Origin of the sequence: Streptococcus suis (genome assembly GCF_019794555.1) — a bacterium.
Classification (GTDB): Bacteria; Bacillota; Bacilli; order Lactobacillales; family Streptococcaceae; genus Streptococcus; species Streptococcus suis_AB.
The window spans coordinates 17986-34949 of the sequence record NZ_JAIMEP010000004.1 but is presented as its reverse complement, the minus strand read 5'-3'; the positions used below and the strand labels follow the sequence as shown (position 1 = coordinate 34949).

General features: G+C 35.6%; 18 protein-coding genes. 2 read left to right on the top strand and 16 right to left on the bottom strand.

What is annotated here, in order from left to right; translation table 11 throughout:
• Both K6V48_RS02635 and K6V48_RS02630 read left to right on the top strand, forming a co-directional pair.
• Nucleotides 1–747: an amino acid ABC transporter ATP-binding protein gene (locus tag K6V48_RS02635; protein ID WP_172085536.1), complete on the top strand. Its 747-nt coding sequence runs from the start codon at nucleotides 1–3 to the stop codon at nucleotides 745–747.
• A gap of 12 nt (nucleotides 748–759) precedes the next feature.
• Nucleotides 760–1629, top strand: coding sequence for a cysteine ABC transporter substrate-binding protein (locus K6V48_RS02630; RefSeq protein WP_024392850.1), 870 nt, complete (start codon nucleotides 760–762; stop codon nucleotides 1627–1629).
• Nucleotides 1630–2039: 410 nt separating this feature from the next.
• On the opposite strand, the gene K6V48_RS02625 is transcribed toward K6V48_RS02630, so the two are convergent.
• The 16 genes from K6V48_RS02625 to purB form a co-directional block, all read right to left on the bottom strand.
• Nucleotides 2040–2231, bottom strand: a complete 192-nt coding sequence (locus tag K6V48_RS02625; protein ID WP_024392851.1) for a hypothetical protein — start codon at nucleotides 2229–2231, stop codon at nucleotides 2040–2042.
• Nucleotides 2232–2247: 16 nt separating this feature from the next.
• Complete coding sequence (locus tag K6V48_RS02620) at nucleotides 2248–2448, bottom strand: hypothetical protein (RefSeq protein WP_024392852.1); 201 nt, start codon at nucleotides 2446–2448, stop codon at nucleotides 2248–2250.
• Nucleotides 2449–2628: a hypothetical protein gene (locus tag K6V48_RS02615; protein WP_024392853.1), complete on the bottom strand. Its 180-nt coding sequence runs from the start codon at nucleotides 2626–2628 to the stop codon at nucleotides 2449–2451.
• A 383-nt stretch (nucleotides 2629–3011) separates the two neighbouring features.
• Nucleotides 3012–4364, bottom strand: coding sequence for a bacteriocin secretion accessory protein (locus tag K6V48_RS02610; protein WP_222367825.1), 1353 nt, complete (start codon nucleotides 4362–4364; stop codon nucleotides 3012–3014).
• Nucleotides 4365–4375: 11 nt separating this feature from the next.
• Nucleotides 4376–6529 (bottom strand): peptide cleavage/export ABC transporter ComA, encoded by a 2154-nt coding sequence (comA, locus tag K6V48_RS02605; protein WP_222367823.1) that lies wholly within the window; start codon nucleotides 6527–6529, stop codon nucleotides 4376–4378.
• 471 nt (nucleotides 6530–7000) lie between these two features.
• Nucleotides 7001–7162: a hypothetical protein gene (locus K6V48_RS02600; protein WP_172006749.1), complete on the bottom strand. Its 162-nt coding sequence runs from the start codon at nucleotides 7160–7162 to the stop codon at nucleotides 7001–7003.
• Nucleotides 7159–7287, bottom strand: coding sequence for a hypothetical protein (locus K6V48_RS11775; RefSeq protein WP_261311026.1), 129 nt, complete (start codon nucleotides 7285–7287; stop codon nucleotides 7159–7161). The genes K6V48_RS02600 and K6V48_RS11775 overlap by 4 nt, the downstream gene beginning before the upstream one ends.
• Before the next feature lie 61 nt (nucleotides 7288–7348).
• Entirely contained in the window at nucleotides 7349–7501 is a 153-nt protein-coding gene (locus tag K6V48_RS02595) for a class IIb bacteriocin, lactobin A/cerein 7B family (protein WP_079269043.1), read from the bottom strand.
• A gap of 1086 nt (nucleotides 7502–8587) precedes the next feature.
• Nucleotides 8588–9856, bottom strand: a complete 1269-nt coding sequence (locus tag K6V48_RS02590) for a MerR family transcriptional regulator (RefSeq protein ID WP_222367821.1) — start codon at nucleotides 9854–9856, stop codon at nucleotides 8588–8590.
• Nucleotides 9857–9965: 109 nt separating this feature from the next.
• On the bottom strand, nucleotides 9966–11678 hold the full coding sequence (locus K6V48_RS02585; RefSeq protein WP_222367819.1) for an ABC transporter ATP-binding protein: 1713 nt from the start codon (nucleotides 11676–11678) through the stop codon (nucleotides 9966–9968).
• A gap of 4 nt (nucleotides 11679–11682) precedes the next feature.
• On the bottom strand, nucleotides 11683–12429 hold the full coding sequence (locus K6V48_RS02580; protein ID WP_222367817.1) for a hypothetical protein: 747 nt from the start codon (nucleotides 12427–12429) through the stop codon (nucleotides 11683–11685).
• 4 nt (nucleotides 12430–12433) lie between these two features.
• Nucleotides 12434–13303: an ABC transporter ATP-binding protein gene (locus K6V48_RS02575; RefSeq protein WP_222367814.1), complete on the bottom strand. Its 870-nt coding sequence runs from the start codon at nucleotides 13301–13303 to the stop codon at nucleotides 12434–12436.
• A gap of 1 nt (nucleotide 13304) precedes the next feature.
• Nucleotides 13305–13724 carry an Msa family membrane protein gene (locus K6V48_RS02570; protein WP_222367790.1) on the bottom strand — a complete coding sequence of 140 codons (420 nt, stop codon included), beginning with the start codon at nucleotides 13722–13724 and terminating at the stop codon, nucleotides 13305–13307.
• Nucleotides 13725–13738: 14 nt separating this feature from the next.
• The gene (locus K6V48_RS12005) at nucleotides 13739–14326 is read right to left on the bottom strand and encodes a CPBP family intramembrane glutamic endopeptidase (RefSeq protein ID WP_172006754.1); all 588 of its coding nucleotides are present in this window, start codon (nucleotides 14324–14326) and stop codon (nucleotides 13739–13741) included.
• Nucleotides 14327–14336: 10 nt separating this feature from the next.
• Nucleotides 14337–15086, bottom strand: coding sequence for an amino acid transporter (locus tag K6V48_RS02560; RefSeq protein ID WP_222367786.1), 750 nt, complete (start codon nucleotides 15084–15086; stop codon nucleotides 14337–14339).
• A gap of 504 nt (nucleotides 15087–15590) precedes the next feature.
• Complete coding sequence (gene purB / locus K6V48_RS02550; RefSeq protein ID WP_222367778.1) at nucleotides 15591–16883, bottom strand: adenylosuccinate lyase; 1293 nt, start codon at nucleotides 16881–16883, stop codon at nucleotides 15591–15593.
• Nucleotides 16884–16964: the final 81 nt, after the last annotated feature.

Here is a 16964-nt window from a genome sequence, read left to right as displayed (position 1 = left end):
GTGAGTCAACCTGTCTTAGAATTACAAAATATTACTAAAAATTTTGGTCAGCAAACCATTCTCAATCATCTTTCCTTATCGGTCAAGGAAGGGGAAGTCGTCGTCATCTTAGGCCCCTCTGGTTGTGGGAAGAGTACACTACTACGCTGTATTAACAAGCTGGAAAGCATTCAAGAGGGCGATATTTTACTAGATGGCCAATCTATTCTGTCTGGAACACTTTCTCTACAGGATATTCGGCAAAAAATCGGTATGGTTTTTCAAGATTATGAATTATTCCCACACATGGATGTCTTACAAAATCTGACCCTTGCTCCTGTCAAAGCCTTAAAACGAAAAAAAGAAGAGGTTGAAGTAGAAGCCGAGACCTTGCTAAAACGGGTAGGACTAGAGCATAAAAAACATAGCTATGCCAGAGAATTATCTGGCGGGCAAAAGCAACGGGTAGCTATCATTCGTTCCCTCCTGATGCATCCTGAAATAATATTATTTGATGAGGTCACTGCTTCTCTTGACCCAGAAATGGTTCGGGAAGTCTTGGTTCTCATCAATGATTTGGCAAAAGAAGGACGGACCATGCTGATTGTGACGCATGAAATGGAATTCGCACGCGCCATTGCTGACCGCATCATTTTCATGGACAAAGGAGAAATTATCGAAGAAAATACCGCTCAGAATTTCTTCCAACATCCACAAACGCAACGGGCTCAAGCCTTTCTAACAACTTTTGACTTTAATCATTTTTAAAAGGAGAATTTTATGAAAATCTTTAAACCTATTTTTGCTATTTTTAGTGTCTTAGCTGCAGTTATTTTAGTTGCCTGCAGTAACGCAAGCAGTTCTTCAACTAATTCCAGCAGTTCCACAAGTGGGGCAACCGCACGTACACTTGAAGAAATCAAAGAAAGTGGAACAGTCAAAATCGGTGTTTTCAGTGACAAGAAACCATTCGGCTATGTGGATGCAAATGGTGAATACCAAGGATATGACGTCTATCTAGGCAACCGTTTGGCAAAAGAATTGGGCGTTGAAGTAGAATACGTTCCTGTCGAAGCCGCAAACCGTGTGGAGTATCTCACTTCTGCCAAGGTTGACATCATCCTAGCCAATTTTACAGTAACAGATGAGCGAAAAGAACAGGTTGACTTCGCCCTTCCTTACATGAAAGTATCCCTCGGTATCGTATCTCCAAGCTCTGCTGTCATTACTGATCCAGAACAACTCAATGGTAAAACGCTTATCGTCAGCAAAGGTACCACAGCTGAACTTTATTTCGAAGAGAATTATCCAGAAGTCAAACTTCAAAAATACAACCAATACAGCGAAGCCTATGCTGCCCTCTTAGACGGACGTGGCGATGCCATGAGTACAGACAACACTGAAGTTCTCGCATGGGCCTTGGAAAATAAAGGTTTTGAAGTTGGTGTAAAAGCGCTAGGAGATGTAGACACTATCGCCCCTGCCGTCCAAAAAGGAAACACCGAATTGCTTAATTTCATCAACCAAACAATTGAAAAACTTGGTGAGGAAGAATTCTTCCATAAAGCCTACCAAGAAACTCTTCAACCAGTATATGGTGATGCTGCTCAAGCTGATGATCTTGTTGTAGAAGGTGGAGTTATTAAATAATTTTTTACACAAAAAGGCGCAAATGCGCCCTTTTTAGTTTATCCAATCCTCTTATCTCCTTCCTTCATTATGCTTTTAAAGGACAAAAACAGCTGACGGGAGACCGTCAGCTATCTCGGAGATTATATGATACCTAGCCCTTGTCGCTTACGACTTAGAGCTAGGGACACCTTTAGGTGAAAAGATATGCCAGCCGTTTGAGCTTTAGCTCTTACGGATGACAATACTGAAAGTGATGAGCTATTTCTAGCTTGGATTTAGTATAACTCGCCAAGCTTAAGGGAAACTAAAAATGAATAGTTGAGCTTATTTTTTTTATTTACGCTCCTGTCTTATATCCTTTTTCTAGTTTTTTATTTTAAGATACAGTCTGCTACTCTTCACTTTTCCATTTTTGAATCAATACACGATTAGTAAAATGCATTATACCAATTGCGACCAAAGCTTTTTCCTGCATTATAAATACTACCAAAAGCACGAGTTGCATAATCTACTAACTTATCAACATCAACTTTAAAATTATAACTACCGCCACTTACATATTGTAAATCAGTATCACTTAGACACAGGAACTGATTTTCCAGTTTTCCAAAATTATTCATTGCTTATTTTCCTTTCTTACCTAAACAGTGCATTGTAAACATAGCGACCAAAGTCTTTCCCAGCAGAATAAACAGGTCCTAACACCAGTGTTGCTAGGCAATATACAAGAATAACCCCAGCAACAAAAGTAACTATTTTTACAACAGGAGATTGTTGATCATAAAGCTGATTCAGCTTTTGAAACCCTAAATCAATCGACTGTAGCATATTCCCCATCTAGTAGCCTCTTCGTTTCGCTTTCGCTTCAAAAGCACCATCTAATGCTCCAAAAATATAGGTTCCAGCAATTGCAACACCACTTGCTATTGCAACTCCTAAAAAGATGCTACCTCCTGAAGAATCTTGTAGTTGTTCATCCATTACCAATGGGTACTTCATTTCTAATTCACCAAACATCTATTTTTTCCTCCTTATTATTTGTAATATATCTGTGTTAGTTTTCAATCAGATTACAATTTGCTCTCTGAACTATCTTACTCAACAACTGGAGGCCCGTTAATTGACATTGAATTGATGAATTGTATTTTCAAGCAAATATTTGGTATGTTACGCCCTTGCACATTACATACATACCTCAGTATATCCTTCCCCTCCTTTCCATTCATTGTGACATGTGAAGGATAGCTCCCTCACTTTACTTATTCGTAAACAATCCACAATTTTTCCTTAATATCATTTATTACTATGAGAATGAAATTCACTAACTTCAAAGCGCGGAAACTTTCACGACTAGTATAAAAAAGGACTTGTCTATCAATCTGATAGACATGCCCCTTCTTCTATTCCTTACCTAAAAATTCATCTATGAAATATTGAAAATAAGTCTTCTTACCTGTAATTACGACAAATTGGCCTTCCATTCCATACCTCAATTGTTCAGCCATTTCTGTTGATATTCTGGTTTCTGCTTCAACTTTGAAAAAATTACCAGCTTCCGTTTGAATGGCAGTACTTGCAATTTCTGATATGTTGGACTGCAGTGCTAGTTGCTTAACTCCCTTCCCTTGTATTGAAAACTGGATATTATCCTTTAATGAGATGCTTGCAATATCTTTCGAAGGAATATATGCTGTAATCTTCATTTTCTTAGCTTCCGTTAGAACTGGATAAACATATGCAATAATTGTTCCTTCTGGAATCATCATTGAGCCCTCAACTTCTGTATTTAAATGAACGACCCCTGCCTGATCAGCAATAATTTTTGTCTTATCCATTGCTTGTTTTTGAACCGTAAGTGTCGCTTCTAGTTCTCTTAATTGAGAGGACAACAAGGTCATTTCCTGACCAACCTTGGTTAAATATTGAGCTTCCAATGATGCCGACTGACTATCCAAGCTATTCGTATACGATTGTTGCACTCCTGCACCAGCATATTGCAATTTATAACTGGCCAGTTGAGTCTCTACTTGACTGATTTGACTATCGATTTGAGCGACGAATGATTCTTGACTGGCAACTGCATCCTCTGATTGTGCTAGCTGATACTGTGCATAGATTGAATAGCCAACATTCTCCTCATCAATGACACCATCAGACTGAATGGCCCATTTCAATTCTCTATAATCTGCTAAGGCTTTCTCCGTTTGATGCATTACTTTTTCCAATTCCAATTGTGATTGTTTTGCGGCTTGATTTTGAGATGCAATCGTTGCATTTTGTTGGTCAATTGTACTTGCCAATGTTTCTAATTGATTGCAATAATCCTTAAACATTTGAGAATAACCATATTGATCTTCTTTCTCAAATTGATTACTTCCCGATTCTAAACTTTTCTTCAAGACATTGAGTTGAAAAATCTGATTTTTCAAAACAGCTATGTTTTCTTTGACCTTGTCTTCTTGGATTTGTTCATTCTCTGATTGATATTCTACTAATAAATCTCCAACTGAAATCTCTTGATTTTCGAATAAATGATTCCTCAGAATCTGATGATTACTGGTTGAGTGAATCTGTGCTAATCGTTGTACAGGTTCTACCGTTGCTCTTGTTGAAATGGTTATTTCTTTTTTAGCAAGGATTGAAAAAAGAATGAGAAACAAAAACAATACACAACTAGGAACAATCACTCTACTGGCTGCATTATGATAACGTCTGTTGTAAAATTCTGCACTTTCTAACAGATGATGGTCCATATCTCACTCTCCTAACTATTTACTAAATATTCATAGAACCCTTGCTTGTCCAACAATTCCTTATGACTCCCTTGTTCTACAATTCTTCCCTTATCTAGCACAACAATATGTTCAGTACGCTCTGCAATGGTTAACCGATGTGCAATAAAAATTAGAGTTTTGTCCAATGACAATAGGTTGTCCACAATACGCTTCTCTGTCAAAATATCCAGACTACTGGTTGCCTCATCCAAAATCATAATAGGGGCATCCGTAAGAAGGGCACGCGCCAAGGCAATTCGCTGCCGTTGTCCACCGGAAATTCCAGCTCCATCAGAAGTCAATTCCGTTTGGTAATTCAGTGGCATTTTTTCAATATCTTCTCTAATACATGCCATTTCAACAGCCCACAAAATATCTTCTTGACTTGTTCCCTCTTTTGCACCTAGCAATAGATTTTCGAGAATTGTCCCATTAAAAACATAGGGTTGCTGTGGAAGATAATTGATATGCTGACGAAGTGTTTGCTTATCGATTTGATTAATGTTGACATTATTTAATCGAATCTCACCCTTATAAGGATCATAAAAATCCACCATCATTTTAGCCAACGTCGTCTTCCCAGAACCAGAAACTCCAACAAAGGAGACCTTTTCCCCTCGTTTAATTTTCAAATTAATATCTGTCAAAACATCCCTACCATAGCCATATTTATAATGCACTTTGTTGCATTCAATATCCCCCGAAAGTAACGAAAGGTCCGTCACGGATTTCTTTTCAGCAAATTCCGATTCAACCAAATAGACCTCGTTCAATCGGGTATTGGCAACTTGAGCTGTCTGTAGTTTTGTTTGTAAATTGATTATATTTTCCAATGGATTCGTGAAATAGACCAATAAGGTATTGAAGGTGATTAGCTGCCCCAAAGTCATTTTCTGATCCATAACTAGACAGGCTCCTAACCAAAGAATAGCTACATTTAATACGAGTTGGGCCAAGCGCTTTAACACTTTTTGCTGCCCTTCGGCCTTGTTGTATGCAAATGATTTTTGTAAATAATCTACAAATTCTCTATCAATTTTCTGATAACGTTGTTTCTCACTTGTCAATGATTTTATGGTTTCAATACCATTGATATCTTCAATAATAGACGAAGAAAGAATTGCATTACTTTCCATCACTTCTTGATTCATCTTTTCAAATGGCTTCATAAACGCAAAAATGATTAGAGTATAGATTGGCAATGCCAATAAGGAAATAAAGAAAAGATAGACATTCTGACTAAACAGCACTACCGAAACAACCACAACAATCGATACATCCAAAAATATTGATAGAATGGTACTAGCTAAAGCATCAATAATAGAATTGGCATCTATAAATCGTGAAACAATTTCCCCAGTTCGCCGAGTAGCAAAAAATGACATTGGTAGATGAAAAACATGTCTAATATAAGACAAAATCACATCAATAGAGAGTCGTTGGCCAAGAATGATTAATAAATACTCTTGGGCATAAGATAACAATTGTTGCAGGGCATAAACAACCACCAAACCGACTGAAATGACACCTAATGTTGTTTTCATCTGATTTGGAACATAAGTGTCAATAATGGATTGTAAATAATAGGAGCCCACAATGTTGATGAAAGTAACCAAAAGCGTTGCGAGAACAATATTTGTAATCAATCCCTTTTGTTTAGTCAACAATGGAATGAAAGAAAGTAACCCATGACTCTTCTCTTTATGAGGTTGATACTCCGGTTTGGGAGCCATGAATAGCGAAACTCCTGTCCACTCCTTTTCAAATTGTTCATGGGATAACTTTGTTAATTTCACTGATGGATCCGGGTCTGCAATATAGATATATTTCTTATCTGCCCCAATGACAACATAATAATGTAGTAACGTGCCATCTTTTACCACATGGGCAATGAAAGGATAGACCGCTTCCCTCATCGAAAACAAAGACATATCTGCCTTAATCGCACGCGTCTCAAACCCTAGCTCTTCAGCAACCTTTACTAAACCAAATGCTGTCGTGCCTTCCATAGTTGTCTTTGCCATTTCTCGCAAACTTGCTAAAGAATGATGAGAACGATAATATTCCAAGATCATAGCAAGCGCTGCTACACCACAGTCTCGTGTATCTACTTGTGCTCTATAATGACGTTTTCCAAATTTCATACCTATTCCCTTTTTCACCACAATTTTTGAGAAGAGCCTCCTCAATTAATTTATTCGTAAAAAAGAAAAAAATTACTAAAATATTTCAATTCAAAGTAGCCACTAGCAGATAGAAATAGACAATAACTTCCTACATTAACAATTAATTTTTACGATAAACAGGGTAGTTAAGATAATACATTGTATAAGTAACTTATTATTTAAATAAATAACAAAACTACTTTACCAAAGAATCTGTATAAAAAAAGCATAAAATCATATTTTAGTAATACGATTTCATGCATTTAAAAACTTCCAATTTTATTGATAAATTTGAGTTCTGAACTCATCTTCCAAATCAATATGAGACAATCACCAATCTGATGTTTTTCTCTATTAGTACTTACTTCAATTCAAAAAGATAACTATATTATCAAAAATGATGCTGATTAAGAAGAACTTCTTACTTTTCATAAGGAATCCATAAATCAATTAACCGTACTTTCTCTTCAGATCTTTTCCAATTGTATATGCAAAACCTGCAAGTCCAATAGCTACTGCTAATACACTCCCGCCTTCTGTTCCAATTAACTCATCTTCTGTAAGTGTTGAAAAGTTTGTAGCAAGATTATTTGTTAATTCAATATTATTCATTTATTATCCTCTTTCTTTTGATTATTATTTACTGACTCATCTACCATTAAGAAAATTGCTGTAGCTATTGGTAATGATATTCCAATGCCATAATTTATTAAATTTGCATCATATAGTACTACCATAAAAAAAATGATGCAAAATATAACTAAATGTAAGTATCTTTTCATAATAATACCTAAAAACTTAACCTAGAAGCCAGCCCAGCAATAATCCTCCTGCAACTGCTCCACCGTAAATAATTGCGGGAGCAATACCACCTTCCAATTCCATCAATTCATTTTCTGATAATGTTACAAAGTTTGTATTCAAGTTATCTAATGTTTCAAATTTAGTCATATTATTTTCTCCTTATATATATTCTTTATTTTCAATTTTTAGAAATCTATGTTGCAACCTTTTTAAGGTCAAACTACTGATGTTGTAATTGCGATAATTCCACCATTAATTTTTAGTAGTCAACTTTAATTCTTCTTTGAATTATCTCCTGAAAAATATCACCTTCAATATTTCTAGACAAACTAGGGCGGAATATCTTTCAATAACTATTTATTCTGTTATAAAATTATAGTTAAGTAATGATTTTTCCTTGGTGTGACTGGCTGTGATCTCCGTCTTATAAAATATGGAAAAATGATCATCCCGCCGCAACACTCAACTAAATCTTTGTTCTCCAAATCTTGATAATCAATTTTATCAATGCTCTTGTATGTTTCTATACTCATATTCACCTCCCTGATATATCATTGCATAATTAATGAAAAATATTATTTTTCATTAGTATTAGTAGTTTTTAAACAAGGTTCTGAGCCATACAAGCGGAAACATGTAACTAATCATCAAATTTCCTCCTTTCATTTTCTTACACTTGTCTTTTCATAAATCAGTACTATTTGATTTGTTTTCAAGTGCGCATCTCCTTGAGGGAATTCTTCCTCTCACTTACTTATTCGTAAACTATTTTATTTTTTTTTAGATGTTTTACATTTTTTAAATAAGTAAGAGTTTTAATTCCCCCTCACCTATTTATTCGTAAGAAAAAGACAAACTATCAAAAATTTAAAAAATATTAATACTATTCGTGTTATTCGTAGTCAAAAGTATACTAAATTAAACCAGATGTACCTTTTGTAACATTGAAACTTGCTTAGGTATTTTATATAAAGTATTTAATCCTTAAACATATTGTTACAATCTTTTCCAAATATAAATCAAACTACACTCTTTAAAAAAAAAAGAATCTAGCTAAATTAATGTCTAGATCCTCTTTCTTATTATTGTGCAATAGAAATTTTTAAAAAGTTAAAAAATATTAGTTGGATTTCGAATTTTCCCAGCCCCTTCCTTGAAGTTTCGCTATCTTCACAATGATGAGGAATAAGCTTTTCAAACTGCAGAGAGATGAATCAGAATGATCCCTCAATACTATTTATTTTCAATAATCCGTAAAAATCGCTCTACATAATGTGGATCCAAATCATTGTACTGACTACCTTCTGCCGAACTTTCTTTGGAAATTCCCAATTCCATCAGTCGCTGATCAAATTCTTCTAGCTCAATATAGGTGTCATCTGACACTAATTTCTGATTGACAGTCGGTTGCATGAACATTTTTTCTTCCCCATCTAAATCAATACAGTAGCTAAATGTTCCCTGTCGTTTAGTCTCATCTAGTGTAAACAACTTTGTCCCAAATCCTGTCCAGACCGACTTGACATCGCTGTAAACAAATTCTTTGGACGGAACAATCAGATTAATTTCAATGATACGATTATTAGTGACAGCTGTTGTTGTACTAATTAGCAGAGCCATCAACAAGATACAACTTCCTATCAGAGCAAGTAGATATTTCCATGACAGCCTCAACAGTCTCACCAGTTTTCCAAAAAGTAATATAAGAGAAGTCATGACAAATAATATAAAAACCTTACTCAGACCAATCGAATACTCATAAAAGAGCCAATCACTTGGTAGAAAAAAAGTTTCTATCAACCAGCTAACAAAGATAAAGCAGGCAATCCCGACCACAAGGGAAACTAGTGCTATGGGAATCCACCAAACTTGACTGCGGTTTTTCTTACAAACCTTGTCCCGATTCTTCCACCAATTCACAAGATAATCTCTCCACAGGAGTGTTATCCAGGCGGAAGCAAAAAGCGAGAGAATAGATAGTAAGAGTAGGTTTTCTTGGCGGCCTTGTTGAATTCTTGTAAACAACCAAAGAATCGGACCGGATAATATGAACGTCTGCAAAAGAGTCATCCAAATACTCGGTAGCATGGCATATTCTATGTCTTTTTTCAACTCTTGGAAATCATCGCTTTCCACATAAGTAATAGAATTCTGTATTTCTTCAAGCCAACCATCATTCTTCCCCAAGTCTTTGACCACTTGGTCTAGCAAATCAATCTTATTCGTCAATCTTTCTTGCTTCTGAATGATGGTTTGCTTTTTTCTCAACAAAGCCGATTTCAACTCTTCTTCTGACCATGTAAAAGATTCTTCTAACTCTGATAAAGAAAAATCGAAATAGCGGAGCAACTTAATCAAACGAAGTTGCCGCACATTTTCCACTGAATAGTCACGATAATCGTTGACCGGATTTCTCTCCACAGAAATCAATCCCTTCTCCTCATAGAGACGTATTGCCTTAGTTGACAGCCCTGTCAACCTTTCCACATCTTTTACTCGCATCTTAATTCTCCATATTTGTTAATACATAAAGCATACACTATTCCCCTAGGGTTGAGTCAAGACTTAACTGAAAAAAAAATAAGAACAGGAGCTATCAACTCCCGCTTTATTAACTTGCATTTGGTAAGTTTCTTAGAAAATCATTGTACAAATGGCTACGAGTCATTAGCTGTTGATGGTTCCCATAATCAGAAACCTGCCCATTTTTATCCAAGACGAGAATAGCGTCAGCTCCTTTTACAGTATGTAGGCGGTGAGCAATAGTCAAGCGTGTCTTTCCAACTGTTAGACGATCAATCGCTTTGCTAATGATGTGTTCCGTCACATTATCTAAGCTTGCTGTTACTTCGTCTAGAAGATAGATAGGGTGCTCTAGTAACAACGCTCTCGCAATATTTAAGCGTTGTTTTTGACCCTCTGACAGACCTGCACCATTTTCTAGAATCTGTGTATCTAAGCCTTGTTCCATCTCCGAAACTAACTTATTGAGACCTAACTCTTTTAAAATAAAGCAAATTCGTTCCTCCGATACAGCTTCATTTTTACCATATATAAGATTTTCCCTAATCGTTCCATGGAAAAGCGTATTGTCCTGTGGAATATAAGAAATCATGCTTCTCACTTGTTTTGCAGAAATTGACGATAGCGAGTGACCACCAATCAAAATATCTCCCTGGTAATCTTCATAAAACTTCATCAACAAAGAAAAAATCGTTGATTTCCCAGCACCACTTGGACCAACAACAGCCACATGCGAGCCCGCAGGGATTTCCACGGAAAGACCATTCAATACTTGATCTTCATTGTATGAGAAATGAACATCTTTCAATTGAATGGAAGCATCTTGAATCATCAATTCAGTTAATGGTTGTTCTTCCTTACTCTGTTCTAATAATTCTACCAGTCTCTTAGAAATTGCTTTAAATTCTGTCAATTCATTCAAAGATGAAACCATATCAATCACAGGTTCAATCAGTTGCATCATGTATAAAACAAAGGTTGTTAGTGTTGCTACTGTCATCACTCCCTCTGTTACTTCCATTCCCGCAACAAGTAACATCAAGATAATTAATCCCATCATTAAGCTACTAACTAACGAATGTTGCACAACTGAATATTTTATTATGTTTTCAAAACTGAGAGCTAAACGGTCAAAAGCTCCTGTCATACTATGTAATTCAGATTCTTCTCCTTGAAAAGCCTTCATCAAACGGAAATGAGTAAATTTATGACTGATACGGCTAGAAATCTCACCCAAACCCTTTTGATAATTTGAATAGCTGTTCTCTAATTTGTGGCTCATTGGCACCATTACTAAAGCTATAAGAGGCATCAGCAGTAGACTCATGAGAGTGAGAGAGGAACTAATAGTCCAAAGAAAATAAATAGAGCCTAGTAGAATAAGAACATTCATGAATAAATTCGGAAGAACTACCGTTATAAAATTTAAAACAGCAGACATATCATTGGTTAGACGACTGGCAATGTCCCCTGATTGAAAGTGATCCAATGCAGAAACTTCCGAGTGTAACAAATCAGAATATATTGTTACTTGTACCTCCTTTATCGCCAAATTTCCAACCCTACAAATCAAATAGTTTCCAAAAACTTTTATTACATTAATTAAGATAAAAAGTGAAAGATAACCAATCAGTTTGATAGGATGTTCTAATAAATCAACAAGGAAGTGCCGATCTAGGAACTGTCCGATAACTTTTGGTACAAATAGTCCCAAAATTACACCTGTTATACTTAATAAAATACCTAAAATGAATAGATTCTTTTTCAGATGACGATATATTAGCCTGACTATTTTTTTCATAGTACTAAAATTCCAAATTTTTCATACGAAATGCACCTGCAACATAAGAGAATAGACAATAAATAATGCCTACGCCCAATAACATTAAACAGCCTATGGTAATATTTGATTTTTCAAAGACAGTGACATAACCACTCGGAAAGAATGGGGCCAATGATGGAAAGAATATTGCGATACTCATTAATGTATTAAGGATTAACGCAATGATTAATGTAATACCGTTCCTGAAATATAGCGCACACACACTTGTCACAACCCCAACAATAACATATGACGAAATTACTGAGATTACTGAAAGAATAGAATAATTAAAATCTTGACTCCAAAAATTTAAACTCCCATACGGCAGATGTGCAACTTGAAGATAGTACACACCGAGCGAAATGATAAAGTACCCTATACTATAAATCAAAATTACTGTAAGCATACTTAATAATTTCATCAGTAGAATTTTAAATCTATTTATATCCTTATATAATAACAGTCTTTTTGATTGAACCTCTTGACGCATCATACTGATTGAAACAAAAGCTAATGCAATAGATGGGATGATCGAGTTGAACTGTAGATTAAATTGGCCATAATAAAAATCAAAAAATGCGATTTTAATATTTTCAGGGCCCGCAAAAGAGAACATTCTAGAATTCAACAATGTTGATATCAAATATAAAACTGGCGTTAAACAAAGTGACAGAAATATCTTGGTTTCTTTACGACTTAAAGTTGAGCGTAATTCTGGAAAAAACATCATATCTTTAGTCTCCCATCTCAAAATAATCTTTCAAATGGTTTTCTTTTATTTCAATTTTTTTAATGGCTTTTTGACTGGATAGTGTATACATTAATTGATTCAAATAATCCGCCTCCGAATCGATTGTAACCTCAATTTTACCATCTTGGATACTTTCAAACAGTTCAAGAGGTAATTGGACTTCTGATAAATCATCTTTCAATTGAATAATAACACTTGGAGCAGATTGAATCTGCATTTCCGTTTCAAGCCTGCCTCCTTCAATGTATACATAACGATTGCATAAAGCCTCTAATTCTCCTAATTGGTGACTAGAGATAATCATTGAAATATTTCGTTCTTGTGACCACTGTTTTAGTATCGAAATTAATTGATTTACTCCTAATGGATCTAGTCCAACAAATGGTTCATCAAGCAACAAAAATTCTGGCTCCGATACCAGGGCTATAGCCAAGGCTGTCCTTTGTTTCATTCCAAATGAAAAGCCTTTCGGTTTCCTATTTCTTGCTTCCCATAAATCAACTAAACGAAGTGTTTTCTCAATATTAGAATATTGTTCTTTTTTTCCATGAATATCTAGATAAAATTTCAAATTATCCATTACTGTCATTTCTGGATAAAAAACTGGTTCAATCATGATTCCAAAATTTGACAGAATATGCTTTGTCTGATGAATATTATATCCAAAATACTCAATGCTCCCATCCGTAGGTCTTAGAGATTTTGCAATTAATTTCAATAAAGTGGACTTTCCTGCTCCGTTTTTCCCGATTAATCCTACAATATCTCCTTGATTAATCGTTAGATTCACATCTTTTAAAGAGTAGAAATCATTTCCTGAAAACCTTTTTGATAGATTCTCTATTTTTAACATACTATGCCTCCACTAGTGTTGTATTTCTATGCATCTGATAATAGTAATTTAATCCAAATATACTAAAATATAGAATTGTGGCAAAAATTAATTGAGAAGGATTAAGTAGAGAATTACTTACCTCCACTGTAAAATTACTTGTCTGTACTGTGTTTTGTAAAATATATTGTTGCCATTCTCCACTTTGTTCAGCAAAAATACCAAAAGAAATATAAAATAGTAGTGATAATAGTGGTACCATGATCAGTTTCGCTATGCCTGTATTCTTAGATTGTTTTATCAATTTATTCGTAACAACAACACTAACGATAAGTGGTAACACATATAGAAGACCAGCTAAAATAATTAGGGGCATATCGCTCAAAAATGTTATGGATATAAATACTAAAGCAGCATATAACATGGAAACAACAAACAACATAAATATTCTTCTCCTTAAATAATTTTCCCAACCACTACATTGTGTAACCAATGAATGGCAATAGAATATTGTAAACCAAATTTCAGACCTACCCTAGACAACAGATAACCTGCAGGTACTTTAATCATCGCATTTAACCAAAAATCTCCATTTATATGAAGTAATAACCCAAAAAGCAATGAGGTCACTATAATAGTGAAAAAAGTATGATATTCCTTAAATAAAATATGAAACGCGACATATCGAAATAAGTATTCCTCACAGATTGCAACAATCAGTGCTGTAAAAATTTCATCTGATTTAATAAAAATTGAATTCATCAGAAGAATGATAACGAGTATCAAAATAGACTGATTTTTGCTAAACGGAACCAATTCCTCTTCAAACTCGATTCCGATTTTCTTTGAAATAAAAGTGGGAATTAAAATAAATCCTGTACTCATTCCTACTAACTTAACAAATAAATGACCACTATCATTCTGTAGATTTTCCAACATTATTAATGCAACATTGCCAATATTTGCTATTAAACCAGCTAACATAATAAGTGCAACAACTATTATCAAATAAAATATTTTATTATTTTTAGCATGTGTATTCACAAACTATCTCCTAATATTCTATTTTTTCAAATGCCCTCATTCCTAAATAATAGAAAGCGCAACAATAGATACCACTAATAAAAATTAATCCAAATACAGCAAATAAGGTTGAGCCACCCAACTCAGCATACCCTGTTGGAAATAAGAATTTACCTAACGATAATTGAGGAGCTACATTTGAAAATAGCATAAAGAGTACTCCTCCAAGCACTGATGCTGCAACATTATACCGTATAGAAAGATTAGCTACTAAAAGAATAACAATAACATATACTGCTATTCGGGCTAAAATAATCAATAAATGATGTGATAGTGATTGTGGGGAACTTGGGAAGAAATGTCCTGAAATATAGTTATGAGGCAACATGAACACATAATAACAAATAAATGATGTGATAAATGTACCAATAATAAAAATTCCTAAAATTTTCATCAGGTTATAGATCTTCGCTTTAAATATGAGTGGTTTTTCGATATCTTTAAATAAAAACAGACGTTTTGAAGAAATTTCATTTCTAAAGACACTCATCACACTGTAACTTAACAATAATGTTGGAATTGTGAGTTGCCACTGAGTATGCACGATTATCTGCCAAAACATGATAAACGAAATCTGTTCTCCTTCAGCGTAACTTGCAATACCAGCTTGAAAAATACTGACTAAAGCAGTTATCAACGGATATGTCATACAAATTAAAAATAATACTATTTCTCTCTTACTTAAAATTGAACGAAAAACAGGTTTTAATAATTCCTTCATTTCTTTTCCTCTGTTTTTATAAACTAAGCTAGACGCGTAAATAGATACACGTCTAACTTCTTTTGTTTCCAAATTTTCACTTTATTTTATATGATTACCAATAGAATCTCTTGCCTTTGTACCCAAATTTTAAGAAACCAAAATTAAGTTCAAAACGAGAAGCAATTTTTCCAAACAATTTATGCATATTTATCTCCTATCTATTATAATTATTATTTAATAAGACAAAATCAATCTTTCCATTCTAGTCAACCAATACTTATATTCTTATTCGGTAGCATCAGATTCATAACTATTTTAGAAAATATATGTATTTCAGGTATTATTACCAATGGAAGACTTTACCACGATAACCAAATTTCAAAAAACCTAGGTTTAATTCACAACGCCCCAATGTTTGACGAAAAAGGTTCTTCATATTCTTTCTCCTTTCATTTTTCCTACACTTGTTTATTCGTAAGTAAACAAAAAATTCTCTGGAAAATCCAAAGAATTTTGATTTTTTTATAATCCAAGTCGAGCAAAGATATCATCCACCCGCTTAGCATAGTAGTCTGGGTTGAAGAGTTCATCGATTTCGTCCTGGCTGAGTTTGGCTGTCACGCGCTCATCCGCTTCAAGAAGGGGCTTGAAGTCCACTTGATTATCCCAAGATTGTGCCGTTTTTGGTTGCACCAAGTCATAGGCTTCCTCACGGGTCATACCTTTTTCAATCAAACTAAGCATGACACGCTGGCTGTAAATCAAGCCAAAAGTCGACTCCATATTGCGTTTCATATTCTCAGGGAAGACCGTCAAATTCTTAACAATATTGCCAAAACGATTGAGCATGTAGTTAATAAGAATAGTCGTATCCGGCGTGATAATCCGCTCCGCTGACGAGTGGGAAATATCGCGTTCGTGCCAGAGAGCCACATTCTCAAAAGCCGTCACCAAGTGACCACGCACCACACGAGCCAGACCAGTCATATTTTCAGAGCCGATAGGGTTGCGTTTATGGGGCATAGCAGAGCTACCTTTTTGGCCTTTGGCAAAGAACTCTTCGACTTCGCGTTGTTCAGATTTTTGTAGTCCACGGATTTCTGTCGCCATACGCTCGATAGACGTTGCAATCAAGGCTAGGGCTGAGAAATATTCTGCGTGGAGGTCACGAGGAAGGACCTGGGTCGAAATTTCTTGCGGACGAATGCCCAATTTGGCACAAACATACTCTTCCACAAATGGAGGAATGTTGGCAAAGTTACCAACCGCACCTGAAATTTTACCAGCCTCAACGCCCTTAGCCGCCACATCAAAACGCTCCATATTGCGTTTCATTTCACTATACCAAGTCGCCAACTTCAGACCGAAGGTCGTTGGCTCCGCATGGACACCGTGAGTCCGCCCCATCATAATGGTGTACTTGTGTTCACGCGCCTTGTCGGCGATGATATGGGTAAAGTTTTCAAGGTCGCGACGGATAATGTCGTTGGCCTGCTTGTAGAGGTAGCCGTAAGCCGTATCCACCACGTCAGTCGACGTCAGACCGTAGTGGACCCACTTGCGTTCCTCACCAAGACTTTCCGACACCGCACGCGTGAAAGCCACCACATCGTGACGAGTTTCCTCTTCAATCTCTAAAATGCGGTCGATGTCAAAAGTCGCCTTCTCACGAATCAAGGCCACATCTTCCTTGGGAATCTCACCCAACTCAGCCCAGGCCTCATCAGCGAGGATTTCCACCTCCAACCAAGCCTTGTACTTGTTCTCTTCACTCCAAATAGCCGCCATCTCCGGGCGGGAATAACGATTGATCATTATATGATACAGAGGGCTTTAAGAAAGCAAGAGAAAAATAGGAAACTGCCACTGTGTGCTAGCACACAAGACCGTTTATCT